This is a genomic window from Roseibium sp. (assembly GCF_965276855.1).
Classification (GTDB): Bacteria; Pseudomonadota; Alphaproteobacteria; order Rhizobiales; family Stappiaceae; genus Roseibium.
In genome coordinates this window covers 106,827-129,801 of record NZ_OZ255700.1, presented here as the reverse complement: position 1 = coordinate 129,801, position 22,975 = coordinate 106,827, and the positions used below count along the sequence as shown (strand labels likewise).

At 56.2% G+C, this 22,975-nt stretch carries 23 protein-coding genes; 15 read left to right on the top strand and 8 right to left on the bottom strand.

The window, feature by feature from the left end; genetic code table 11:
• Positions 1-4 precede the first annotated feature (4 nt).
• From ACQY4Z_RS00580 to ACQY4Z_RS00565, 4 genes are all read left to right on the top strand, one after another.
• Positions 5-385: a hypothetical protein gene (locus ACQY4Z_RS00580; protein ID WP_008196338.1), complete on the top strand. Its 381-nt coding sequence runs from the start codon at positions 5-7 to the stop codon at positions 383-385.
• 102 nt (positions 386-487) lie between these two features.
• Positions 488-919: a rod-binding protein gene (locus tag ACQY4Z_RS00575; RefSeq protein WP_428525743.1), complete on the top strand. Its 432-nt coding sequence runs from the start codon at positions 488-490 to the stop codon at positions 917-919.
• The gene (locus tag ACQY4Z_RS00570) at positions 919-1,317 is read left to right on the top strand and encodes a hypothetical protein (RefSeq protein ID WP_306147115.1); all 399 of its coding nucleotides are present in this window, start codon (positions 919-921) and stop codon (positions 1,315-1,317) included. The genes ACQY4Z_RS00575 and ACQY4Z_RS00570 overlap by 1 nt, the downstream gene beginning before the upstream one ends.
• Positions 1,314-1,772, top strand: a complete 459-nt coding sequence (locus tag ACQY4Z_RS00565) for a hypothetical protein (RefSeq protein WP_133949852.1) — start codon at positions 1,314-1,316, stop codon at positions 1,770-1,772. The genes ACQY4Z_RS00570 and ACQY4Z_RS00565 overlap by 4 nt, the downstream gene beginning before the upstream one ends.
• 93 nt (positions 1,773-1,865) lie before the next feature.
• On the opposite strand, the gene ACQY4Z_RS00560 is transcribed toward ACQY4Z_RS00565, so the two are convergent.
• On the bottom strand, positions 1,866-2,738 hold the full coding sequence (locus ACQY4Z_RS00560; RefSeq protein ID WP_428525740.1) for an ATP-binding protein: 873 nt from the start codon (positions 2,736-2,738) through the stop codon (positions 1,866-1,868).
• A gap of 241 nt (positions 2,739-2,979) precedes the next feature.
• Between ACQY4Z_RS00560 and yajC the strand changes: the two genes are divergently transcribed.
• The 6 genes from yajC (at position 2,980) to ACQY4Z_RS00530 (ending at position 7,782) form a co-directional block, all read left to right on the top strand.
• Positions 2,980-3,312, top strand: a complete 333-nt coding sequence (yajC, locus tag ACQY4Z_RS00555) for a preprotein translocase subunit YajC (RefSeq protein ID WP_133949848.1) — start codon at positions 2,980-2,982, stop codon at positions 3,310-3,312.
• Between the two features lie 70 nt (positions 3,313-3,382).
• Positions 3,383-4,993 carry a protein translocase subunit SecD gene (secD, locus tag ACQY4Z_RS00550; RefSeq protein WP_428525738.1) on the top strand — a complete coding sequence of 537 codons (1,611 nt, stop codon included), beginning with the start codon at positions 3,383-3,385 and terminating at the stop codon, positions 4,991-4,993.
• Between the two features lie 17 nt (positions 4,994-5,010).
• Positions 5,011-5,961 carry a protein translocase subunit SecF gene (gene secF, locus ACQY4Z_RS00545; RefSeq protein ID WP_286183653.1) on the top strand — a complete coding sequence of 317 codons (951 nt, stop codon included), beginning with the start codon at positions 5,011-5,013 and terminating at the stop codon, positions 5,959-5,961.
• Positions 5,961-6,350, top strand: coding sequence for an Mth938-like domain-containing protein (locus ACQY4Z_RS00540; RefSeq protein ID WP_428529676.1), 390 nt, complete (start codon positions 5,961-5,963; stop codon positions 6,348-6,350). Before secF ends, ACQY4Z_RS00540 begins: the two co-directional genes overlap by 1 nt.
• 28 nt (positions 6,351-6,378) lie before the next feature.
• Positions 6,379-7,230 (top strand): phytoene/squalene synthase family protein, encoded by an 852-nt coding sequence (locus ACQY4Z_RS00535; RefSeq protein ID WP_428525736.1) that lies wholly within the window; start codon positions 6,379-6,381, stop codon positions 7,228-7,230.
• A 30-nt stretch (positions 7,231-7,260) separates the two neighbouring features.
• Positions 7,261-7,782: a GrpB family protein gene (locus tag ACQY4Z_RS00530; RefSeq protein WP_428525734.1), complete on the top strand. Its 522-nt coding sequence runs from the start codon at positions 7,261-7,263 to the stop codon at positions 7,780-7,782.
• Between the two features lie 16 nt (positions 7,783-7,798).
• Here the strand turns inward: ACQY4Z_RS00530 and trmFO are convergent, their stop codons facing one another.
• A complete protein-coding gene (gene trmFO, locus ACQY4Z_RS00525; protein WP_428525732.1) occupies positions 7,799-9,217 on the bottom strand; it encodes a methylenetetrahydrofolate--tRNA-(uracil(54)-C(5))-methyltransferase (FADH(2)-oxidizing) TrmFO in 1,419 nt (472 codons plus the stop codon).
• 471 nt (positions 9,218-9,688) lie between these two features.
• Between trmFO and ACQY4Z_RS00520 the strand changes: the two genes are divergently transcribed.
• Together ACQY4Z_RS00520 and ACQY4Z_RS00515 are read left to right on the top strand one after the other, a co-directional pair.
• On the top strand, positions 9,689-10,306 hold the full coding sequence (locus ACQY4Z_RS00520) for a hypothetical protein (RefSeq protein ID WP_428525730.1): 618 nt from the start codon (positions 9,689-9,691) through the stop codon (positions 10,304-10,306).
• Positions 10,307-10,393: 87 nt separating this feature from the next.
• Positions 10,394-11,035, top strand: a complete 642-nt coding sequence (locus ACQY4Z_RS00515; protein WP_428525728.1) for a hypothetical protein — start codon at positions 10,394-10,396, stop codon at positions 11,033-11,035.
• 118 nt (positions 11,036-11,153) lie between these two features.
• On the opposite strand, the gene ACQY4Z_RS00510 is transcribed toward ACQY4Z_RS00515, so the two are convergent.
• The 3 genes from ACQY4Z_RS00510 to uvrA all read right to left on the bottom strand — a co-directional run bounded on the left by ACQY4Z_RS00510 (position 11,154) and on the right by uvrA (position 15,210).
• Entirely contained in the window at positions 11,154-11,303 is a 150-nt protein-coding gene (locus ACQY4Z_RS00510) for a DUF1127 domain-containing protein (protein ID WP_008194643.1), read from the bottom strand.
• Positions 11,304-11,890: 587 nt separating this feature from the next.
• Complete coding sequence (locus ACQY4Z_RS00505) at positions 11,891-12,043, bottom strand: DUF1127 domain-containing protein (RefSeq protein WP_082429181.1); 153 nt, start codon at positions 12,041-12,043, stop codon at positions 11,891-11,893.
• 239 nt (positions 12,044-12,282) lie between these two features.
• Positions 12,283-15,210 carry an excinuclease ABC subunit UvrA gene (uvrA, locus tag ACQY4Z_RS00500; RefSeq protein ID WP_428525725.1) on the bottom strand — a complete coding sequence of 976 codons (2,928 nt, stop codon included), beginning with the start codon at positions 15,208-15,210 and terminating at the stop codon, positions 12,283-12,285.
• A 502-nt stretch (positions 15,211-15,712) separates the two neighbouring features.
• On the opposite strand from uvrA, the gene ACQY4Z_RS00495 reads away from it, so the two are divergent.
• Both ACQY4Z_RS00495 and ACQY4Z_RS00490 read left to right on the top strand, forming a co-directional pair.
• Entirely contained in the window at positions 15,713-16,267 is a 555-nt protein-coding gene (locus ACQY4Z_RS00495) for a single-stranded DNA-binding protein (protein ID WP_428525723.1), read from the top strand.
• Between the two features lie 331 nt (positions 16,268-16,598).
• Entirely contained in the window at positions 16,599-18,575 is a 1,977-nt protein-coding gene (locus tag ACQY4Z_RS00490; RefSeq protein ID WP_428525721.1) for a L,D-transpeptidase family protein, read from the top strand.
• Positions 18,576-18,795: 220 nt separating this feature from the next.
• Here ACQY4Z_RS00490 and ACQY4Z_RS00485 read toward each other — a convergent pair whose 3' ends face one another.
• Positions 18,796-20,016, bottom strand: a complete 1,221-nt coding sequence (locus ACQY4Z_RS00485) for a zinc ABC transporter substrate-binding protein (RefSeq protein ID WP_428525719.1) — start codon at positions 20,014-20,016, stop codon at positions 18,796-18,798.
• Between the two features lie 181 nt (positions 20,017-20,197).
• On the opposite strand from ACQY4Z_RS00485, the gene ACQY4Z_RS00480 reads away from it, so the two are divergent.
• Complete coding sequence (locus tag ACQY4Z_RS00480; RefSeq protein ID WP_428525717.1) at positions 20,198-21,049, top strand: PaaX family transcriptional regulator; 852 nt, start codon at positions 20,198-20,200, stop codon at positions 21,047-21,049.
• A gap of 34 nt (positions 21,050-21,083) precedes the next feature.
• Here ACQY4Z_RS00480 and ACQY4Z_RS00475 read toward each other — a convergent pair whose 3' ends face one another.
• Both ACQY4Z_RS00475 and ACQY4Z_RS00470 read right to left on the bottom strand, forming a co-directional pair.
• On the bottom strand, positions 21,084-21,872 hold the full coding sequence (locus ACQY4Z_RS00475; protein ID WP_428525715.1) for a substrate-binding periplasmic protein: 789 nt from the start codon (positions 21,870-21,872) through the stop codon (positions 21,084-21,086).
• Positions 21,873-22,059: 187 nt separating this feature from the next.
• Positions 22,060-22,965 (bottom strand): diguanylate cyclase, encoded by a 906-nt coding sequence (locus ACQY4Z_RS00470; protein WP_428525713.1) that lies wholly within the window; start codon positions 22,963-22,965, stop codon positions 22,060-22,062.
• Positions 22,966-22,975 lie beyond the last annotated feature (10 nt).

The window sequence follows — 22,975 nt, the reverse complement described above, 5'->3', positions numbered from 1 at the left end:
GCACATGGCACGAAACAGTCGTGAAATCGAACGCATGTTCAAGATGCAAGAGCAGATCTTGAAACTGTCGTCCTGGATCCTTCAGGATCTTGACTCACAGGCCCACAAACTGAACGAAAAGGAACGCCGGATCCTGCTGGCGCTCTCAAACGGTGATCTCGCGCAACATGACAGGTTCATCGCCAATGCCGCAGAGCGCCTACGCCGCATCATTGAGGAAATGGCCCGCATCACTGCCGCCCGGGAAAAGGTGAACGCCGAATTCGAGCGCCAACGTCACATGCTCAAAACCATGTCGGAACGATTGGCTGTCATGCGCGGTGAAGAACAGCGCGCGAACGACGAACGGGAGCTTCAGGAATATCTGGACCGCCGGTATGGCTGACTGGGAGAAAACCGTACAGAGCGCAAGCCTGCCACAAGCTCGGCCAACTAAACCAGACAACACGATTTATAGCGGTGTTGCCGCAAACCAGGGAGATCGGCGATGGCCATTTCGCCTCTTTCAGATCTGATCCTAGACGTCGCCAAAGCAGCAGATCCGACGGATATTCGCGAGGCGTCGAACCGTTTGAAGTCCATCGCGGCTTCCGGCGACGGTTCCGGCTTCAGTCTCGCCTTTGGTAGCGCACGCTCCGGTGCCCCAGCGGGGACAAGCTTCGACATGTTCCGCTCTGGCAGTGCCGACGCCGGTGCATCGCAAAAATCACCGGCGGAAAAATTCGAGGCGATGATCCTTACCCAATTCGTCGAAACCATGTTGCCCAAGGATGCGGAGATGGTTTTCGGCAAAGGCACAACCGGCGAGATCTGGAAGTCGATGCTGGCTGAGCAAGTCGCCGGGCAGCTGGCGGCAAGCGGCGGCATTGGTGTCGCCGATCTGATCTCCGATACATTGAAACAAGGAGCAAAAGTCTGATGGATGCCGGACAGGATCTTGTCGTGCAAAGCCCGGTGGTGAACCCGGCCGTATCCGGACCCCTGGTCATTGCGATTGACCGCGCCATAGAGGTCGTGGAAGCGGAGACCCAGGCGCTGCGCGCCAATCCGACCACCGATCTCAAACCGTTTGAGTATCGCAAGAGCCAGGCACTTCTGGATCTTACCCGCGCGCGGTCCCTTGTTCCGCCGTCAGCTTACACTGAAGACGTCAAGGACCGTCTGGTGGACTTCAAGGACGTGCTCAAGGAAAACGTCGACCTACTGACACTGCACATGAATGCCGTCTCCGAGGTCGTGAAAATGATGTCGCGCACCATGCTCGACCAGGAATCCGACGGGACCTATGCTGCACCGTTTCCGGAGCCCGCGCGATGATCAAGATGCTCGTGGCCGGTGTATGGATGTCAATTGCGATGCTGATCTCGGGGTACGGAACGGCCAAGTTCATCGCGGCCCAAAACCAGACCAGCAATCAGGAAGAAACCGCGTATGTTGGCCTCGACTACGAGACCTTGAAACCGGTCAATGTGCCCATCCTGTTTGAAGGCGCCTTGCAGGGCTATGTGGTTGCCAAATTGGTGTTTACCGCCGACGGTGACACCTTGCGCAAATTGCCAGTTCCGCCGCATCCGTTTCTGGTCGATGAGGCGTTCCGGGCGCTTTATGCCGATGAGACCCTCGATTTCCGGAATCTGGAACGCTACGACCTCGACGGACTGACGGAGCATCTGAAAACGGTGACCAACCAGCGCATTGGCCAAAAGGTCGTGCAGGATGTTCTCGTTGAGGAGTTCAACTATTTCGACAAGGCGGATGTCTTAAGCCACTGATAGCTGAGCGTCCAGCTTTCCGCCCTACCTCTATGCCGCCTCCCTGGCAGTCTCACCGGTGCTTGTTTTCGAACAGGCGCCGGTTTTTTGTCCCTAATCCAATGACTTTCCAAGACGACCGGCGAGATCCTGGATGAACTGGTACGCAACGCGGCCGGAGCGGCTGCCGCGGGTTGTGGACCATTCCAGCGCTTCTGCGCGCAGGGTCTCCTCAATGACATCAAGGCCATAGTGGTCTGCATAGCCGCGGACCATGTCCAAGTAGTCATCCTGGCTGCATTTGTGGAAGCCAAGCCACAGGCCGAAACGGTCGGAGAGCGATACCTTTTCCTCAACCGCCTCAGACGGATTGATGGCGGTCGACCGTTCGTTTTCCATCATGTCGCGCGGAAGGAGATGCCGGCGGTTCGAGGTGGCATAAAAGAGGACGTTCTCAGGCCGTCCTTCAATGCCGCCTTCAAGGACCGCTTTCAGCGATTTGTAGGACGTGTCGTCATGGTCAAAGCTGAGATCATCGCAGAAAACGATGAACCGGTAAGGCGCCAGCCGGATCTGTGCCATCAGCTTGGGCAGCGATTCGATGTCTTCACGGTGGATTTCGATCAGTTTGAGCGTGCTGGAACCAAGTTCTGTGTTCACGGCAGCTTGGGCTGCCTTCACGAGAGACGATTTCCCCATGCCACGTGCGCCCCACAGCAACGCATTGTTTGCCGGCAGACCTTTGGCAAAGCGGCGGGTGTTGTCGAGCAGAAGATCGCGAACATGTGAAACCGCGCAAAGCAAGGCGATATCCACCCGGTTGACCTTGGCGACCGGTATGAGTTCGCCGGGATTGGGCGACCAGACAAAGGCATCGGCTGCTTCAAAATCGGCCGGAACTGGCGCGGCCGGGACAGCCCGGGAAATCAGATCGATCAGGGAATCGAGCTTTTCACTCAATGCGGCAATGTCACTCGGCGCGCTCATGATGTCTTGCAACCCTTACAAAAAAGGCCCACGTGGGGACCGGAAACCATGCGGCGGAGCAGTATCATGACGGGCAGGGAGCGCAAATGGCACTTATTCCCATTCCGGTACGCAGCTATTTGCCGGTTATGCTTGAAAAGAAGCGCGCCAACGTTATAGTCCGCGCCACCAGAATTGAGCGTTTTGCCGAGGGCCGGAAGACTGCCTGCGGCAAAGAAAAAGCGCCCCTTAGGAGAGTTGAATGTTGATCACCCCAGCCTACGCGCAAGGTGCCGGAGCCGCCGGACCTGATTTTCTTATGTCCATGCTGCCGTTTGTGGCAATCTTTGCGATCATGTACTTCCTGATCATCCGCCCGCAGCGCCAGCGCATGAAGCAGCATCAGGAAATGGTATCCAACCTGCGCCGCGGTGACACGGTCGTGACAACCGGCGGTTTGATCGGAAAAGTCTCCAAGGTCGTTGATGATGGGGAAATCCAGGTGGAGCTGTCCGAAGGGGTGAAGGTCCGCGTCGTCCGCTCCATGGTTCAGGAAGTCCGTTCCAAGACCGAACCGGTTAAAGAAGGCGCTTAAGCCTAACACTGCCAAGACCAGTATTGATGGGCCGAAGGTGTTTCGGCCCGTCCGCTTTTAAGGCTAGACCATGCTCTATTTCGCACGCTGGAAAATTGCGCTGATCGTCCTCGTCGTTGCCGCTGGCATCGTGACGACTCTGCCGAATTTCTTTTCTGCAAAAACTCTCGAAAGCTGGCCGGATTTCCTGCCGAAGAACCAGATGGTTCTGGGTCTCGATCTCCAGGGCGGTGCTTATCTGCTCTATGAAATCGATCAGCAGGACTACATCGAAAAGCGCATGAAGGCGCTTGTCGGCGATATCCGTGCGGCGCTCCGTGAAAACCCGCGCATCGGGTACACCGGCCTAGGTGTTCAGGGCGATGCCGCGCAGGTTCGGATTCGCGACTTGACCCGCTTGGCTGAAGCCGAGGAACGCTTGGAGCCGTTGGTCAATCCGCTTGTGTCCAACGTTTTCAGCGGCCAGCAGGTGGATGAATTTGAGTTGTCGGTCAGCGATGACGGTCTGGTGCGCTTTACGTATTCAGAGCAAGGTCTTGCCGACCGGATGACGAACATTGTTCAGCAATCCATCGAGGTTATCCGCCGCCGTGTTGACGAACTCGGCACGACCGAGCCGAACATCCAGCGTCAGGGGACGGACCGTATTCTTGTCGAAGCACCGGGTGAAGACGATCCGGAGCGCCTCAAGGATCTCGTCGGTCAGACGGCCCAGCTGACGTTCCACATGGTCGATACATCCATGACTGGCGATCAGGCCATGCAGAGCCGCCCGCCGGTTGGAACCGTGGTCATGATGTCGGTTGACGATCCGCCACTTCCGTACCTTCTGGAAGAAACGCCGCTTCTTGCCGGTGAAGATCTCGTGGATGCGCAGGTCAGCTTTGATCAGCGGTCCAATGAGCCGGTCGTGAACTTCCGCTTCAACACCTCCGGTGCCCGGAAATTCGCAACCGTAACCCAGCAAAATGTCGGTCGTCCGTTTGCCATCGTGCTCGACGAGGAAGTCATTTCCGCGCCGGTTATCCGCGAGCCGATTACAGGCGGTTCCGGTCAGATTTCGGGCAACTTCACCGTTGAAGGCGCAAACGACCTTGCGGTGCTGCTGCGCGCAGGTGCGCTTCCGGCAAAGCTGACCGTGATCGAAGAGCGGTCCATCGGTCCGGGCCTTGGCGCGGACTCCATTGAAGCCGGTAAAATGGCCTCGATCATCGCAGGCGCGCTTGTGATCATCTTCATGATCCTCGCCTATGGCCGCTTCGGTGTGATCGCGGATGTTGCGCTTGTTGGGAATATGTTCCTAATTTTTGGCGCGCTCACGTTCCTGCAGGCAACGCTGACGTTGCCGGGGATTGCGGGTATCGTGTTGACGATTGGTATGGCGGTCGACGCCAACGTTCTGATCTTTGAGCGCATCCGCGAAGAAGCCCGGGCAGGGCGGTCGGCCATTACGGCAATCGACGCGGGTTACAAGCGGGCGCTTGGAACCATTTTGGATGCCAACATCACGACGCTGATCGCAGCCGTTATCCTGTTCCAGCTTGGCTCTGGGCCGGTACGCGGCTTCGCGGTGACCCTGGCGATCGGGATTTTCACCACGGTCTTCTCCGCCTTCACGTTCAGCCGGTTGATGGTGGCCCTCTGGGTCAGCTACCGCCGTCCGTCCGTCTTGCCGATTTGATCCGGGAGTAAACAAAAATGTTGCTGAGACTCGTTCCGGACAACACGAAATTCAAATTCATGTGGCTGCGGAAGATCAGTTTTCCGCTGTCCATCGTCCTTGTCGTCGCATCGCTTGCCGGTTTCTTCACTGTCGGCATGAACTACGGCATCGACTTCAAGGGCGGTACGATCATCGAGATTAAAACCGATGGCCCTGCCGATATCGGCTTTATCCGGTCTGAGTTGTCTAGCTTGCAGCTGGGTGATGTTCAGGTGCAGGAATTCGGTGCGCCGGATGACATCCTGATCCGGATCGAAGAACAGCCAGGCGGCGAACTGGCGCAGCAGGCCGTTGTTTCAAAAGTGCGCACGATCTTTGCGGACGACAATGTCGACTTCCGCCGGGTGGAAGTGGTTGGACCGCGGGTCTCCAGTGAACTGGCGCGGGCCGGGGCGATCGCGGTGGCAGCATCCCTTCTCGCGATCATGTTCTACATCTGGTTCCGCTTCGAGTGGCACTTTGCCGTCGGCGCGATCCTGACAACTGCCAACGACGTTGTGGTCACCATTGGCTTGTTTGTGCTGCTGCAGCTCGACTTCTCGCTTTCGAGTATTGCAGCGGTCCTGACGATCATCGGTTACTCGCTCAACGATACCGTGGTGGTCTATGACCGCATTCGGGAGAACTTGCGCAAATACAAGAAACGCCCGTTGACCGAGATCCTCGACCAATCGATCAACGAGACTTTGTCGCGGACGACTATGACCTCTGTCACAACATTGTTGGCGCTTCTCGCGCTCTACATCTTCGGCGGGGAAGTGATCCAGTCGTTCACGTTGGCGATGATCTTCGGCATTGTGATCGGGACCTATTCGTCGATCTTCCTGGCCGCGCCGTTCCTGATCCTTTTGAACCTGCGTCCGGACGCCCTGTCGTCCAAGGATGACGACGGCGGGAAAGGTGAAGGCACGGAGGCGACAGCCTGATCGTGAAGGGTCTCGAAATCCGCGATGCCCATTTTCCGGGCCGGGCCCCGCTGGACGCTTATGGCGACGGCGGGTTCCGGTTTGCGGAAATGTCTCATCGCGGCTCTCTCTTGTGCGTGCCGAGCGGGATCTATGGCTGGAACTTGACAACACCGTCTGAGTTCAGCCTCGAGGCTTTCGAGCGGGTCTTGGAAGAACAGCCCGATATCGAGGTTCTGCTGGTCGGGACCGGACCGGATCTGATGCCGCTCACTGCGGATCTCAAGGCCGCGTTCCGCGAAGCAGGCATTCTCGCCGATCCGATGTCGACCGGCGCAGCTGTTCGGACATTCAATGTCCTCCTGTCCGAAGGACGCGCTGTTGCTGCGGCTCTTTTGGCGGTGGACTAAACCCCCTCTCAATTCCATATGAGCCCTTATGGCCGAGGACTTTGAACACGCTGCGGATGTCGTGCGCCAATACGACAAGGACCGCTATCTGAGCGCATTGCTTGCACCGGAAGACCATCGCCCGGGCCTGATGGCGCTCTATGCCTTCAATGCAGAAATTTCCCGGATCCGGGAAATCGTCTCTGAACCTTTGCCGGGGGAAGTTCGGCTGCAATGGTGGCGGGATTTTCTGGAGGGCACATCCCACGGTTCGGTCGGTGCCAATCCGGTTGCCTCCGCGCTCGCTCAGACCATCGATCGCTACAAACTTCCGAAAAACGGCCTGATCGCCATGACCGAGGCGCGGATTTTTGATCTCTACAACGATCCGATGCCGAGCCTCAATGATCTGGAGGGGTATACCGGAGAGACGGTGTCCGGCCTGATCCAACTTGCCTGCTGGGTGCTCAACAACGGCGAAGACCCGGGAACAGCTACAGTGGCGGGCCACGCGGGGGTGGCGTACGGCATGACCGGCCTCATGCGTGCGTTGCCCTGGCACGCCTCCCGCCAACAAATGTACCTGCCGAAAGACGTTTTGGATCGCCACGGCGTTGACCTGCAGACCGTATTCAAAGGCGAGGCAACCCCGGAGTTTGCCGCAGCTCTGTCCGAGATGCGGGCGCATGTGCGCCACCACATGTCCCGGGTCAAAAAAGCTGCGAGCGATGTTCCTGATACCTGCCGGGCGGCGTTCCTCCCGCTGTCGTTGGTTGAACCTTTCTTGAAAAAGATGGAAGCTGCCGACTTCAATCCGTTGAAGGACGTTGCGGAACTCTCGCAGCTGCGCCGTCAGTGGATCTTGTGGCGCGCAATCGGCAAATCGGTCGCCAGCCTTTAGGCACCGAAACGCGCGAGCTTGGTGAGGGACATGGTCGAGCTGACGGAGCATGCGCCGGAATGGGCGGATCAGTTTGAGGACGAAGCTCTTCGGATCTCGCGTGTCTTGGGAGACAATCTCACCAGCATCCATCATATCGGCAGCACAGCTGTGCCGGGATTGATCGCAAAACCCATCATTGACCTGATGGCGGAAGTGGCAAGCCTTGAGGCCTGCGATCAGGCGCAGCCGGCAATGCAATTGCTCGGCTATGAATCCATGGGCGCTTACGGCATTCCGGGACGGCGCTATTTCCGCAAGTTCAACGCGGATAGGCGCCGGACCCATCACCTTCATGTCTTTTTGAATGGGTCGGATCACGCGATCCGCCACCTGGCTTTCCGGGATTATCTGATCGCGCATCCTGAGGCAGCTGTTGAATACGGTAACCTGAAACGAAAGCTCTCAAAGATCGATGACGGAGACTGGGACAGTTATGTCTCCGGCAAGGATCGCTTCGTTCAACGGACCGAGCAATTGGCTCTGGACTGGTATGCGGGAAGGGGCGCCTGAAGCACCCCACACACAGTTATTCAGCCGCTTCGCTGACGGGGCCGATCTGCGCTTGCCAGGCGGCAAAGTCTGATTTGGCCCGCTGTGTCATCGCCAGCTTTTTGGCTTTTGACTTTTCTTTACCCTTGATGCGCTTGCCGTCAGCGTCTTTCGTTGGCGCCTCGACCGGTGGGAACAAGCCGAAGTTGACATTCATTGGCTGGAACGAGCGCGGTTTTCCAGCCCCGTCATCCCGGCTGATATGGCCACCAGTGATGTGACCGAGCAAAGCGCCCATGGCTGTTGTTTGCGGCGGCGTGATGATGTCCTGCCCTTTGGCGTCCATAACCGCAAACAGTCCGGCCATGCAGCCGACGGAGGCGGATTCCACGTAGCCTTCACATCCTGTGATCTGGCCGGCAAAGCGCAGACGAGGATCCGCCTTCAAACGCAGGGTGCCATCCAGAACCTTCGGTGAGTTTAGGAAGGTGTTGCGATGGAGGCCACCGAGACGGGCAAACTGCGCGTTTTCCAGCCCCGGGATCATTTTGAAGATGTCGCCCTGCGCGCCGTATTTCAGCTTCGTTTGAAAGCCGACCATGTTGTAGAGCGTGCCGAGGGCATTGTCCTGCCGCAGCTGGACAACCGCATAGGGTTTGACATCCGGGTTATGGGCGTTGGTGAGGCCCATCGGCTTCATCGGTCCGTGCCGCAAGGTCTCGCGGCCGCGCGCCGCCATCACCTCGATCGGCAGGCAGCCGTCAAAATAGGGAGTGTTCTCTTCCCATTCCTGGAAGTCGGCCGTGTCGCCCTCGATCAGGGCGTCGATAAAGGCCTCGTACTGCTCCTTGTCCATCGGGCAGTTGAGATAGTCCTTGCCGGTGCCGCCCGGGCCAACCTTGTCGTAACGCGACTGGAACCAGGCCTTGTCGAGATCGATGGAATCAAAGTGAACGATCGGCGCAATGGCGTCGAAAAAGGCAAGCGCATCTTCGCCGCTTTTCGCAAGCACGGCTTCCGATAGTGCAGGTGAGGTCAGAGGGCCGGTTGCGATGATGACTTTTTCCCAGTCTTCCGGCGGCAAGCCGGCGACTTCATCGCGTGAGATCGTGATCCGGGGATGCTCTTCCAGCGCCTTTGTAACGGCATCAGAAAAACCATGGCGGTCAACGGCAAGCGCGCTGCCGGCTGGAACCTGATTGGCATCGGCAGAGGCCATGATGAGCGAACCTAGCTGGCGCAGCTCATGGTGGATCAGACCCACAGCGTTTTGTTCAGAATCATCTGAGCGGAAGGAGTTGGAACAGACCAGCTCAGCCAATCCGTCGGTCTGATGGGCTTCTGTTTTGCGAACCGGCCGCATTTCATGCAGCACAACGTCAAATCCGGCTTGGGCGATTTGCCAGGCGGCTTCAGACCCGGCAAGGCCGCCGCCAATCACATGGATGGGGGGCATGGCGATTTCCTTCGGAATTGTGTGCCTTTGAGTGTTCTGCCGAGCCCGATTCGTACTTTCGGATCTCCCAGCTTCTGCAAGGCAACTCTCTTGCGCCTTGATTACAGGCAAAACAAATCCATCGCAACGGTCCGGGTAAAGTGGCTCGCAAACACTGTTGAACAGCCGAATGCGGTCTTGAAGTCGGCAGGTCCTTGATAGGTAACCGCGATTTTCGATAGCTAGCCGGCTGATCTTTTATACGGTGTGACAAGACGGTAAATACTTTTCTGGCAAAGGAAAAATTTACGCAACAATGACGCTTGCAGCCTCCCGGCTAACAATGACAGCTTTGTGAAAAGGCGCAAAAAGTGCGCCTCACCTGTGCGCGGAGGTATCCCTATGTGGAAGGCATCTCGAACCGGAATTGAAACAAATACACCGACAACGTGTCACGCCATAACCAGCCGTATTCCTATGGAACGATGGTCCATGTTTGGGTTTGGACTGATGATGGCGTCGTTGGTCTTCTTTTTCATGCCTGGACAAGCAAAGGCTGTCGAAATTGAACGCTTTGCCAACCATCTTGTTCTGAGTGGCGAGATTGCGGATTACAGTCCGGGTGCCCTGAACCGGAATTTGGTGGAAGCCCTGCTGGATTTGGCATTGGCCGGTGACCGCAAATCGCCAGTGTTTCTGCATCTCAATCTTCCCAAAGGCGGTGATGCTGCGGCCTCTTTTCGTCTGGTGGACATCATAAAATCGGCGCAGGACCAGGGCACCCGCGTTGTCGCACAAGTGTCGGCTGGAGACACCTGCATGTCAGGCTGCACCTTTTTGTTCCTTGCCGCAGACGAACGCTGGATGGCCCCTGAGGGCCGGCTGGTGTTCCATGGATTCACCCAGAGGAACGCTGCGCGGCCAATCCCGGTTCCAGAGCGTTACATTCAGACCTATTACAAGCTTCTTGCCGCCGCCAATCAGACATTCTTCGAGTTCTTCAAAGCCGCAAGAATCATTGAGGATGACCGCAAAGTCGGGTTTACCGGACAGACACTGTTTGAAGAGCGCGCATTTGCTGGTTTGGTCACTCGGCTGCTTATGCATTGATTGCTGCAGAAGAATCACCGCAACATCCAAATGAATCAAGTCGCCAGCGTATCCGGCAAGTGAATCATTCTCGTCCGAGGAACGCTGATGAACACTCCGCTGTCGCCAGCCGGAATCACTGCGATTGCCGCACTGTTTATAGTCACTGCGTGTGCCAGCCAGTCGACCAGCGAGGCGACCAGCTGGTTTGGCACACATGATGGTGTTCCGCCCAAAGCCAGCAAGGTTTACATCTGTCATGGATTTGGTTGCGCCTACAAAACGCCAGTGGAGTATTCCCGGCAGGATCTTGCTCGGCTACGCGCGATTCTGGCGTCCGGCCGGGCGTCGCCAGATGCTGAACGGCAGGCAATTGCAAGGGCGGTTGTTTGGCAAGAGCGCCGCGTTGCCTCAACTGTCGGGTCTCAAGACGATATCGGTGGTTTTGATATCGAGAACGCGGGCGTTTCCGGTCAAATGGACTGCATCGATGAGAGCACGAACACAACGTCTCTTTTGTTGGTTGCCCAAAGACACAAGATGCTGAGGCATCACCGCGTGAGCGCTCCTGTTGCGCGCGGTTTTTTTCTTGATGGCCGCTATCCTCATGCGACTGCGACAATCACCGAAAATAAAACCGGTACGGTCTATGCCGTTGACTCCTGGGTGCATGAAAACGGCAAACGGCCAGATATCATGCCAATCGAGCGTTGGCTGGCCGAGGGTGACCGATGGTTCCAGAGCTCATAAAAAAAAACGCCTGCCGGTGGGAGGAGGATCCGGCAAGCGCTTTTTGAGGTCTGCGGGAAACCCGCAGAGGATCACGGTCATTGGCTGGGAGGAGGATGCCTTTGACCGCGAAACTGAATTACTTGATGGCGGCGCGGGCGTAGCGCGCGATGTCCGCGCGGGCGATGCCCAGGTCGTCCAGCTCACGGTTGGACAGGTTGGACAGTTCGTCGTAGGTCCGGCGGTAGCTTTTCCAGTTGTTGAATTTGCGTACAACGTTATCGATCATGGCTCTGGCCTTTTATATCTAGTGGCCATGACACCGCGGATCGGCGACTGGCCCGTTCATCTCGTTACAGCGGGGAAATAGGTGTTTTGTGCGCTGCGAGGTAGAGGGGCAAACGCGAAGCTGATATGCAAAAAACGCAGGTTTATGAAGGGTTAACACCTTTTGGGGTGGCGTTCAGCGCATAGCGGTGCTGAGTGCTGCGGCACGGCAGTTTCCTGAGCAGCTTTTGGTCATGGCAAGTTGTATCGGGGCTGAGATTCCTGCCGACAAACAAAAGAGCCGGATCTCTTTCGGCTCTCCTCAGCAAGGTCTTATTGAAAACGCGGAAGAGATGGCTCAAGGGCCTGGAATCCACAAAACCAACCAATCAAACGCAGCCAATCGGGCCTGTGCCACGGCGCCTGAGGTTGGGAGAGCGGAATGTGTTTGGAAAAACCGGACGCCAGACAAACAAACACCCGCCAGTGGGAGGAGGTACTGGCGGGCGTTGTTTCGACGTGACAGGGCTGGGAGGAGGATGCCCTGCGTGTCACACGTCCGTTGGCTGGGAGGAGGAGTGCCTCGGGACGCGATCTCTAAATTTTCAATCAGCCTTCCAGGCTGCGGCGGGCAACAAACTTGATGTCGCCCCGGCTGATGCCAAGATCCTGCAGCTCGCGGCTGGACAGGCTGGAAAGTTCGTCAACCGCACGGCGGTAGGATTTCCAGTTGTTGTATTTGCGTACAACGGTATCAAACATTTTGTTTTTCCTTATTGGCAGAGGTGTTGTCGCCAACCCGCTGCGTCGTTGTTGAAACCATATATATTTCACCAGCCAAATTTAAAGAAGTGCCGCGTCTGCATGCCTGACATGCGTTTTGTGCATTGCAAAAAATGTAATCAAACTAATCGATTTAATCTATCGGGATAGTAAGAGAAAACAATCGCTTGAGATTTTATGTTGCGGAGCAATGCAGCTCCGCAACTCAGATTGCTGTTTTATTCAGCAGCATCCGTGGCGCGATGCGGTCTGCGGTGTAATAATTCTGCAAGAAACTGGCCTGTGTAACTCTCTTTGACAGACGCCACATCTTCCGGCCGGCCGGCCGCAACGATCGTACCGCCGCCATCGCCGCCTTCTGGTCCAAGGTCAATGATCCAGTCTGCTGTCTTGATGACTTCCAGATTGTGTTCGATCACCAGAACGGTGTTCCCCTGATCAACCAGTTCGTGAAGCACATCCAGGAGTTTGGCAACGTCATGGAAGTGCAAACCGGTGGTCGGTTCATCCAGAATATAGAGTGTTCTGCCCGTGGAGCGTTTCGACAATTCCTTGGCAAGCTTCACCCGCTGCGCTTCACCGCCGGAGAGCGTTGTAGCCTGTTGACCCACCTTGATATAGCCCAGTCCGACGCGCGCCAGAGTTTCCATCTTGTCGCGCACGGCAGGGACGGCGGAGAAAAAGCTGGCGGCTTCTTCAACGGTCATGTCTAGGACATCGGCAATGGATTTGCCCTTGAATTCCACTTCCAGGGTTTCCCGATTGTAGCGTTTCCCCTTGCAGACGTCGCACGTAACGTAAACGTCCGGCAGGAAGTGCATTTCAATCTTGATGACACCATCGCCCTGGCAGGCCTCGCATCGACCGCCTTTGACGTTGAACGAGAACCGGCCAGGCTGATAACCCCGGGCCTTGGCCTCCGGCATTCCGGCAAACCACTCCCGGATCGGGGTGAAGGCACCGGTATAGGTCGCCGGGTTTGAACGCGGCGTTCGGCCAATCGGCGACTGGTCGATGTCGATCACCTTGTCCAGAACTTCAAGGCCCTCGATGCGGTCATGCGGTGCCGGATTATCGCGCGCGCCATTCAAACGGCGAGCAGCCGACTTATAGAGCGTATCAATCAGGAACGTGGATTTGCCGCCACCGGACACACCGGTGACACATGTAAATGTGCTGAGCGGCACGTCGACATCGACGTCCTTCAGGTTGTTGCCACGCGCGCCTTTTACGGAAATCTTGCGCTTTTTGTTGATCTTGCGGCGTTCCGCAGGCAGCGGAATCATCTTTGCGCCGGACAGATACTGCCCGGTCAGCGAGTTGCCGTTGGCCATCACCTCCTGCGGCGAGCCCTTCGCAACGACCTGGCCGCCATGAACCCCAGCGCCGGGGCCGACATCAACCACATAGTCGGCGGTCAACACGGCATCTTCGTCATGCTCGACCACAATGACCGTATTGCCGAGATCCCGGAGGTGGCGAAGCGTCTCCAGCAAACGGGCGTTGTCGCGCTGATGGAGCCCGATGGAGGGTTCATCGAGAACGTAAAGAACGCCAGTCAGGCCGGAGCCGATCTGCGAGGCGAGACGAATGCGCTGGCTTTCACCGCCCGACAAGGTGCCGGAGGAGCGGGCCATTGAGAGGTATTCCAGGCCGACATCGTTGAGGAATTTCAGCCGTTCGCGGATCTCTTTCAGGATACGCCCGGCAATCTCGGTCTGCTTGTCGTTGAGTTTTTCAGGCAGCGCGTCGAACCACAGCGCGGCTTCACGGATTGAAAGTTCGGTGATGTGCCCGATGTGCCGGTCAGCAATCTTGACGGCCAGAGCCTCCGGTTTCAGACGGAAACCCTGACACGAGGGGCAAGCGTGATCTGATTGGAATCGAGCCAGTTCTTCGCGCACCCAGGTCGATTCCGTCTCCCGCCAGCGGCGTTCAATGTTGCCGATAACGCCCTCGAACGGTTTTTCCGTCCGGTAGCTGCGCACACCATCGTCATAGACGAACTCAATCGCTGTTTTCCCCGTGCCATGCAAAACGGCATCTTGAACCTCAGGGTCAAGATCCTTCCAGGGCGTTGCCATCGACACATCATAGTGCCGGCACAGGGCCTCCAGGGTCTGCGTGTAATAAGGCGAAGTTGATCCGGTCTTCGCCCATGGCAAAACCGCGCCTTCCCGCAAAGACAAGGTGTGATCCGGGACAACGAGGTCTTCTTCAAAGGCAAGCGTTGTGCCGAGGCCGTCGCAGGTGGGGCAGGCACCAAACGGGTTGTTGAACGAAAAGAGGCGCGGCTCGATTTCCGGGATTGTGAAGCCGGAAACCGGGCATGCGAATTTTTCGGAGAAAATGATACGCTTCGGATCACCGTTTTCTTCCGTTTCGCCCGCAAACTCTGCAATGGCAATCCCGTCGGCAAGTTTTAGCGCTGTTTCAAGGGAATCGGCCAAGCGGCCCGCGATATCATCGCGCACGACAATCCGGTCCACGACCACGTCGATGTCGTGCTTGAATTTCTTGTCGAGGGCAGGAGCTTCGGAAATCTCGTAGAAGGTTCCGTCAATCTTGACCCGCTGGAAGCCTTTTTTCATCAGCTCCGCAAGTTCCTTGCGATATTCCCCTTTACGGCCGCGAACCATCGGCGCGAGCAGATAGAGCCGGCTGCCCTCGTCCAGATCCATGATCCGGTCGACCATCTGACTGACGGTCTGGCTCTCGATCGGCAGTCCCGTCGCCGGTGAATAGGGGATCCCCACCCGGGCGAACAGGAGGCGCATGTAGTCGTAGATCTCGGTGACCGTGCCGACTGTAGAGCGCGGGTTGCGGGACGTTGTCTTTTGTTCAATGGAGATTGCCGGTGACAGGCCATCAATCTGGTCGACATCCGGCTTTTGCATCATCTCCAGAAATTGACGCGCATATGCGCTGAGGCTTTCCACATAGCGCCGCTGGCCTTCTGCATAGATGGTATCAAAGGCGAGGGAGGACTTGCCCGAGCCCGACAATCCGGTCATCACGATCAACTTGTTGCGTGGCAGATCGAGATCGACGTTCTTCAGATTGTGTTCACGGGCACCGCGGACGCTGAGCACCTTGGTCGGGTCGTTCTTCCAGCTGTCGGTGTCAGGGGCCTTCGGCGTCGTCATATTACGTGTCTTTCTGGTCTTGTGCAGGCCGCCCAATCTGGGCTCAAGTATGATTACGGTCCGGCTAAACGGGCAGGGCGGGCCACTCGGACCCGATATAGCAGTTTCCTGTTGGGCTTCCAGATGGGCATTTACGGAAAATGCTGTTCAAGGTCACCAGGGAGCCAAAAGGGTCCGCAGAAATTGCGCCCAGGATACAAAACGGATAAGAACAAAACAAGTACATATATCCGGATCGCCCACTATTTTGGGAAATGAAATCAGGTCGGAATTGAGCGCGCAGGATCTATGGCAGTCATCGCAGGCGCAGCGATGCGGCGCATTCGGGAGCCGGTAAGTGCTCAACATTGTGGAAAATGGGGGGCACGCAGAAAAAGTGGCGGCGATCAAGCGATGAGATCGTTAGGGTGTGGCCCAATAAAGCTGCGCCGCGTCAGGGCGTCAGGCCGTGCTGCTGCCAAACAAGCTGGGCCGGAAGCAAAAAGACAAACAGGAGCTGAGTATGGCGGGAAGTGTCAACAAAGTCATTTTGGTTGGGAACCTTGGAGCGGACCCGGAAATCCGGCGCACTCAGGATGGCCGTCCGATTGCCAATCTGCGGATTGCAACGTCCGAGACCTGGCGCGACCGAAATTCCGGCGAGCGCCGCGAAAAAACGGAATGGCACCGTGTGGTGATCTTCAATGAAGGTCTATGCAAGGTGGCGGAAAACTATCTCCGCAAGGGCTCCAAGGTTTACCTGGAAGGCCAGCTGCAGACCCGCAAGTGGCAAGATCAGTCCGGTCAGGACCGGTATTCGACCGAAGTCGTGCTGCAAGGGTTCAACTCCAATCTGACGATGCTTGACGGACGCGGCGAAGGCGGCGGACAGCCAGGCGGCCTGCCAGACTACGGCAATGATCAGGGCGGCGGCGGATTTGGCGGCGGGTCTTCCGGTGGCGGTGGCGGCAGCTTCGGCGGCGGCGGCGGTTACGGCGGTGGATCTTCGGGCGGCGGATTCGGTGGACCGTCCGGCGGTGGCGGCTCCGGCCCGATGGATGACGAAATTCCGTTTTAAGTCTTGAAATTACCCGCCTGGCGTGTGCGGGTGTTCCGGACCGCCAGGCGGTGACATGCAAATACGTCACACTGACGTGATTTGGGAACCTGCATCGTACCTGCGCACTTAACCTTACGTATGGGCTTGGTGTAGTATTCTTCTCTAAAATGACACGAAATCGCGATCCACGCTGGATGCCCGAAGGGTGATGGCTGGGAGATCGTGCGGGTGTTCGAGGGCTGCTCATATTCCAAGAGCAGCGACCGGATGACCATCGAGGCAGGAACAATGACCAGGGTCTTGGGCGCTCCTGGTTTGTGTTGGACAATTTGAAATACAGGTTTTGACAATGCGAACGAGCATGATGGCATACGGCAAACCGGCCTCCGGCTACAAACTGTCTTTCGGACAAAAGATTGGCGCCGGCCTGAAGGCAGGCTTGATGGCGAGCGTTCTGGCAACGGGTTTCACCGCGCTGCCGGTTGCTGATGCCGAAGCCCAAGGCTTCTTCCAGCGCCTATTCAATCCTGAAGCCCAGCAACGCCAGCGTCAGCGGGAACTTCAGGAGCAGCGCCGCAAGAAAGCGACCAAGGTTCGTGTGTCTGCCCCGCGGTACCTGACCTACAAGCCGGACACCTTCAAAGCCGTCTCGCTTGCGCCTTTGTCTGAAAAGAAAACCGCGGAAGTCACGCCGTCCACGGCCGATGGCAACGCAGCGTCCATCAATGATGCTGACATCAGCACGTCCACGCCTGTTGTTTTGACCCCCTTCGATGAAGCCCGTCCGGCACTGAAAGACATCAAGCTGACGGTGTTGACGGAAGTCGGCGATGCGCTGATCGCGTTTTACCGGGAGTACCCTGATTTTCTTTGGGTCAAAGATGGCAAGCCGACGGCCGAGGCTGCGCAAATGCGCCGTGCTTTGAGAAACGCTGCCGCTTATGGCCTCAACCCGGCAGATTATGTCGTGGCTCTGCCGGCAACCGCCTCGCTGGACGGGAACGACCTTGATGGGTCGGTCATGCAGTTTGAAATGGAGCTGAGTGCAGCCGCGCTAACCTATGTCCTTGATGCGACCCGCGGCCGGGTCGACCCGAACCGGATTTCGCAATATCACGATCTGCCACGGCATGATGTTGATCTTGTTGCCGCGCTTGAAGAGTTTACGGTATCTGGCAATGTGGCGACCGCTCTGGAAGCCCATCAGCCGCAAAGTGATCACTTCAAGAAATTGACCGCTGAGCTGGCTCGTCTCAAGGCCGAAGATGAAGAAGCCGACCAGATCGTGATCGCGCCTGGTACGTTCCTCAAGGCGGGCAAATCCAGCCCTGAAACGAAGAATATCGTTGCTGCAATTTCCAAACATGGCTCTGAGACGCTGAAAACGGACCATGCAGCGACGCTTGCAGCCTATGACGGCTCCGATCTCTACACGCCTGAGCTTGTAGCTCTTGTAAAGAGCTTTCAGAAGGAATCGAAGCTCACGGCAGATGGCATTGTCGGCAAGAACACGATCAAGGCCATGGTCGGTGAGACCAATGCGGCCAAGATCGCCAAGGTCGAACTTGCGATGGAACGGAGCCGCTGGCTTCCGGAAGAGCTGGGCGAGCGGAAGGTGTTCATCAACCAGCCGGCGTTCACCGCAACATACTATGAGCCGGGCACTGACCCGATGTCGATGCGCGTTGTCGTCGGCAAGAAGTCCAACCAGACTAACTTCTTCTATGACAAGATCGAGATTGTTGAATACAACCCGTACTGGGGCGTGCCGTATTCGATCATCGTCAATGAGATGATTCCGAAGCTTGCCGCCAATCCATCCTATCTGGATCAGGCGGGCTATGAAGTGACGACACCGGGTGGCCGCAAAGTGTCCTCCGCGTCAGTCGACTGGTATGCGGTTGCCAACAAACAAAAGTCGATCAATGTGCGCCAGTATCCGGGTCGCTCCAACGCGCTTGGTGAGGTGAAAATCCTGTTCCCGAACAGGCATCACATCTACATGCATGACACGCCTTCAAAGAGCCTGTTCAACAAGGATACGCGGGCATTCAGCCACGGCTGTATCCGTTTGCATGATCCAAAGGGCATGGCAGCGGCAGTTCTTGGAAAATCGACGGATTATGTGTCCTCTCGGATTGCTGCGGGTCAGAACGCCCAGGAAAAGGTGACCGGTGATATACCGGTCTACGTGTCTTATTTCACGGCATGGCCGGAAGCTGACGGCTCGATCGGGTTCTACACGGACGTTTATGACCGCGACCGTTACCTGCTGAAGGCGCTGGAGAAAACTGAAGAGGTTCGGGCCAAGGCCCGCGCTTCCTGAGACTGGTTCCCGTAAGAAATGAAAAGCCCGCCGAGTGTATCGGCGGGCTTTTTGCTGGACGAGTGCAGTTGGCTGAGGTCGTCGTTTCAGCTGTGCCACCCGGGCTCTAATCGGGCAAGAAAAAGCGCCCGGTCTTCATAGCCGAACGGCTGCCGGCCTCATTTGTCGATCCAGCTGGCTGAGCCCGCCTGGTGGGCAAAAGCGGGCCCAGAATTGTCAATCAAGACTTGAGGCAATCCGCCAGAGAGTCTGCCAGGCTTGTCAGCAGAGCCGGGTAAAGGTCCGGGCCGTTCGCAAGCTCAGTGCCAAGTGGATCCAAAACGCCGACTTTCGCATCGCTGCCCTCGATCACGACATTGACCAGCTTGGAATCGAATTGCGGTTCCTGGAAAACGCAGACAACGTTCTGGTCACGAACACGGGATTGAATTTCCGCGACTTGTTCTGCGCTTGCCAAAGCCTCTGGCGTCACTGTGATCGCACCGCTAGCTTCGATGCCGTAGTGGTGTTCAAAGTGATGATAGGCGTCATGGAACACGATGAATTTCTGACCTTTCACCGGTTCCAGCTTGGCGGAAATCTCTGCTTCCAGGCCAGAAACCTTCTCAGAAAAAGCCTTGGCGTTTGCCTTGTAGGTATCGGTGTTGGCTGGATCAACTTCTGACAATGTGGTGGCCATCGCATTGGCAATCGCAATGCCGTTTTCCGGGTTCAGCCAGATATGCGGGTCGTTGCCGCCGGCATGATCGTGCCCATGGTCATGCCCGTGATCATCATGTTTGGCATGCTCTTCTTCATGCGCGTGTTCGTCATGATCATGTGCATGTTCTTTGTCGTGATCATGGTCATGCCCATGATCATCGTGCGCAGCATGCTCTTCTTCATGTTCATGCTTGTCATGATCGTGTGCGTGATCTTTGTCATGGTCATGATCATCGTGGCCGTGATCATGCTTTTCAGCCGTCTTGTCATGATCGTGGTCATGATCATCGTGTGCGTGGTCGTCGTGCCCGTGATCGTCATGACGATGATCGTCGTGGTCGCCATGATCATGGCTGTCGAATTGGTCACCCTCACGCCATTTCAGCTGTTCAATACCCTCAAGATCAAGAAGTTCGACGCGGGCAGCTTTGTCCGCCATCGATGAGATGGGCTTTTCCAGCGAAGAAGTTAATTCAGGACCAACCCAGAACACGACATCGGCCCCTTCAAGGAGAAAGGCCTGGGAAGGTTTCAGAGCAAACCCGTGGGGAGAGGCTGCACCGTCAATCAGGATGTGCGGTGTGCCAACACCTTCCATAACAGCGGCTGCGATAGAATGAACCGGCTTGATCGTGGTCACGATATTTGGTCCATCCGCAAACGCAGGAGCCGACAAGGCAGACCCGGCAAGCACGGTCGAGGCAGCAAGAGCAAGGCGAAATTTTCGGGCGTTTTGCATGGCGGTTTATTCGGTCATCCAGAGGAACAGGGAAATTGATCTCATGTTACTTTGTAACATGTAACGGTATAACGTTCATGGATTTGGCGTGCAAGCGATGACTTTCGCTGGTTCAGGCTGATTGCTTGGAATGCTGCGCTGTCAGGTCTATGGTGGCGCCTCTCAGACAAACGACCAATCAATGACTTCACAAGCGCCAAAACTTCTCCCGAAACTCCTAACATCCTATCCGCCCAAAGCCGGGCCTTTGATCGTCACCATCTATGGTGACATCGTGGAACCGCGCGGTGGCACATTGTGGATGGGTGATCTGATCACGCTGTGCGGACAATTTGGCGTCAATGAGTCATTGGTGCGGACGGCCGTATCTCGCCTGGTCGCAAGGGGGCAGCTTGAAGGCGCGCGCAATGGGCGGCGCAGTTACTACCGGCTCACCGATGCCGCGGGAATAGAGTTCCAGTCGGCATCGGAACAGATATTCGGTCCGCCGGACACCGACTGCGGATTGTTGTTCATCGTCCAACCGGATCGGACGGATCACCAATGTCTCACCGGTCAAGGTTTTGGGGCCGTATCCGAAACACTGTTTGTTGGAGCAGATCGACCAAGCAGGGTTCCATCAGGCGCCTGTTTCAAGGCGTTTCCTGATCAGCGAAGCACAAAAGAAGTCGCCGAGATGCTCAACAAAGTTTTCGACTTGGAGCAATTGGCCGGCAGGTACCAATCATTTTTCACGAAAATTGAGGCACTGGATTGCGTTGGCTTGTCGGGTTTGGAGGCCGTTACCATAAGGCTTGCCATGGTCCATGAATTCAGAGCCATTCGGCTGAAAGACCCCAGGCTTCCGCCATCCGTTTTGCCGGATGATTGGGATGGACTTGCGGCGCGCCGATTGTTCGCCAACAGGTATCTTGAACTGTCAGAAACGGCAGATCCTTTCATTGGAGCAAGCCTGACAGGGCAGGGCGGAGCTCTCGAGGGTAAAACCGGGTCAGTGCTCAAACGGATTTCCGGTCTAAAATCTTCTGGCTGAGTGTTTCCGAGCCCAGTCCTAATTCTAAAGAGGGCTATTTGATTGAGTTGACCGTAGAAGTCGCATTTGAATTCAGGGAACTCATTGAAACTGAGAAAAAATCATCAATAGCCCTTTTGATGTCTCCGCGATCCCGCAAGCGCTGTGTTGCCTCCTTCAAGAGCTTGACGTATCCATCCGAAGGAAGGGATTTTGTACACATCAGCTTGAAGGGGTACCGTTGAGTAACCAGTGGCTGGCCAAAGATTTCCGCCATTATGCCAGCTTTTGCGAATGCACTGTAGCGGACACTTTCGATCGCTCCCATAATCGCGTCGATCCGATCAAATGACAGCATCAGCGAGCTTTTTTCGTAATCTGGTGTTTCGATTTTGTTCAAGCTCGTATCGCTGTCGAATGGATCTCCGATGCTCATCCCGGCAGGGACTCCAATCCGCAAACCGGAGAGGTCCTCATAGGAACGCAGGTCAATGCCTTTTTTTGGCAAAATGCCGACTTCAAGCGTGTAGCCGATATCCTCGACCATCGTGAAAGTCTTCTGCGCAAAGGGAGAACTGGCCGCAATAGTGCAGTCCGCATCTCCGTGAGCGACGTCATTGATCATCCGCTTGATCGGAACAACCTGAGCCTTGTGGTCAAATCCGGCCTCGGCCAAAATCATGTTCGCAATTATGAAGTGATAACCGTCGATATCGCCGGTTGTGTTGTAGAAACTGTAAGGCTCCTGCTGCATCGTCTGGATGATCGGCCGCGGGTCCTGCGCCTGAGCCCAAATCGGAAAAAGTGCGACCAAGATTGCGGCTATGAGCGGTCTTGCGGCCAAGTGGCGCCTCAATGGGTTTTTCAATTGCACGTTCACGGCAAGTGTACTCTTTCAAGTATTCGCTTGATAGCTGGCACTTTTCGCCAGAAAGCCACAGAGCCTATCTGCGCTAGATTACTCCCGCAGGCCTGGCTTTGCGGGCACACGGTAGCTCAGTGTTGAACATGCCTGACTTCTGATAGCCGCATTACATTTGAATGACGAGGCGGTCTCGTCCGGCCTGTTTGGCCTTGTAAAGGAGCCGGTCCACACGCTCCAGAGCCGTGTCGAAATCATCGTCCGGCTCCACAAGGGCCAGACCTGCGGACAGAGTCACGGATCCGATCGTTTGACCCTGCTTGCGGTTGACCAGCTTGTGCTTGGTGACGCCCAAGCGGACCCGCTCAACGACATCCGCACATTCTATTTCATCTGCACTGTCGAAGAGGATCGCGAATTCTTCACCGCCATAGCGGCAAAGGACATCCTGGCTTCGGATGAGGCTTTTGATAGCGGTCGCTACCAGTTTCAGCACCTGGTCGCCGATAATGTGTCCGTAGGTGTCGTTGACGTTCTTGAAGTGATCGATGTCAAGCAATGCCAAAAAGTACTTCGGTCCCGTGCGTGCTTGTCTTGCTGCGAACTCGGCCTCCAGATATCGCCGATTATAGATACCAGTTAACGAGTCTGTGAAGATTTCGCTCTGGCTGGCGGCGAGTTCTTGCTCCAGCTTTGCCGTGCGCGTGAGAATCTCGTCCATGTTGTCGGACAAGGCCTTAATGACATCGTCTTTTGTGCTTTTGCGTTTCGCATCCTTGCACAACTCAGCCGATGTTTCGGCGGACGACCGGATCGCATCAAGGTGTCCTTGTGAGCGTTTCATCGACTCGAATTGTTTCTCTGAGCTGACATTTGGCTGCACGAAGTTTTCGTAGACGAAAAGCAACGCTTTGGCCGTCAATCCCTCTTCGCTCGCAATGAGACGTTGAACTTCCCGTGCAACCGGAGAGCCCGGTTCTGTTAGAAAGAGATGCAGGACATGAAAAATACGCGGGTCGCAATTCAGGTCGTGGCGATCAATTTCCGACACTACCTGTTCGCACAAAAACGTCATGAGCACGCAC

Coding starts and splice junctions, on each gene's coding strand:
- ACQY4Z_RS00565 (WP_133949852.1), top strand. CDS start 1,314: ATGATCAAGATGCTCGTGGCCGGTGTATGGATGTCAATTGCGATGCTG.
- ACQY4Z_RS00490 (WP_428525721.1), top strand. CDS start 16,599: ATGCGAACGAGCATGATGGCATACGGCAAACCGGCCTCCGGCTACAAA.
- ACQY4Z_RS00515 (WP_428525728.1), top strand. CDS start 10,394: ATGAACACTCCGCTGTCGCCAGCCGGAATCACTGCGATTGCCGCACTG.
- secF (WP_286183653.1), top strand. CDS start 5,011: ATGTTGCTGAGACTCGTTCCGGACAACACGAAATTCAAATTCATGTGG.
- yajC (WP_133949848.1), top strand. CDS start 2,980: ATGTTGATCACCCCAGCCTACGCGCAAGGTGCCGGAGCCGCCGGACCT.
- ACQY4Z_RS00495 (WP_428525723.1), top strand. CDS start 15,713: ATGGCGGGAAGTGTCAACAAAGTCATTTTGGTTGGGAACCTTGGAGCG.
- ACQY4Z_RS00510 (WP_008194643.1), bottom strand. CDS start 11,303: ATGATCGATAACGTTGTACGCAAATTCAACAACTGGAAAAGCTACCGC.
- ACQY4Z_RS00560 (WP_428525740.1), bottom strand. CDS start 2,738: ATGAGCGCGCCGAGTGACATTGCCGCATTGAGTGAAAAGCTCGATTCC.
- uvrA (WP_428525725.1), bottom strand. CDS start 15,210: ATGACGACGCCGAAGGCCCCTGACACCGACAGCTGGAAGAACGACCCG.
- ACQY4Z_RS00520 (WP_428525730.1), top strand. CDS start 9,689: ATGTTTGGGTTTGGACTGATGATGGCGTCGTTGGTCTTCTTTTTCATG.
- ACQY4Z_RS00570 (WP_306147115.1), top strand. CDS start 919: ATGGATGCCGGACAGGATCTTGTCGTGCAAAGCCCGGTGGTGAACCCG.
- ACQY4Z_RS00480 (WP_428525717.1), top strand. CDS start 20,198: ATGACTTCACAAGCGCCAAAACTTCTCCCGAAACTCCTAACATCCTAT.
- ACQY4Z_RS00530 (WP_428525734.1), top strand. CDS start 7,261: ATGGTCGAGCTGACGGAGCATGCGCCGGAATGGGCGGATCAGTTTGAG.
- ACQY4Z_RS00485 (WP_428525719.1), bottom strand. CDS start 20,016: ATGCAAAACGCCCGAAAATTTCGCCTTGCTCTTGCTGCCTCGACCGTG.
- ACQY4Z_RS00505 (WP_082429181.1), bottom strand. CDS start 12,043: ATGTTTGATACCGTTGTACGCAAATACAACAACTGGAAATCCTACCGC.
- ACQY4Z_RS00575 (WP_428525743.1), top strand. CDS start 488: ATGGCCATTTCGCCTCTTTCAGATCTGATCCTAGACGTCGCCAAAGCA.
- ACQY4Z_RS00535 (WP_428525736.1), top strand. CDS start 6,379: ATGGCCGAGGACTTTGAACACGCTGCGGATGTCGTGCGCCAATACGAC.
- trmFO (WP_428525732.1), bottom strand. CDS start 9,217: ATGCCCCCCATCCATGTGATTGGCGGCGGCCTTGCCGGGTCTGAAGCC.
- ACQY4Z_RS00470 (WP_428525713.1), bottom strand. CDS start 22,965: ATGACGTTTTTGTGCGAACAGGTAGTGTCGGAAATTGATCGCCACGAC.
- secD (WP_428525738.1), top strand. CDS start 3,383: ATGCTCTATTTCGCACGCTGGAAAATTGCGCTGATCGTCCTCGTCGTT.
- ACQY4Z_RS00580 (WP_008196338.1), top strand. CDS start 5: ATGGCACGAAACAGTCGTGAAATCGAACGCATGTTCAAGATGCAAGAG.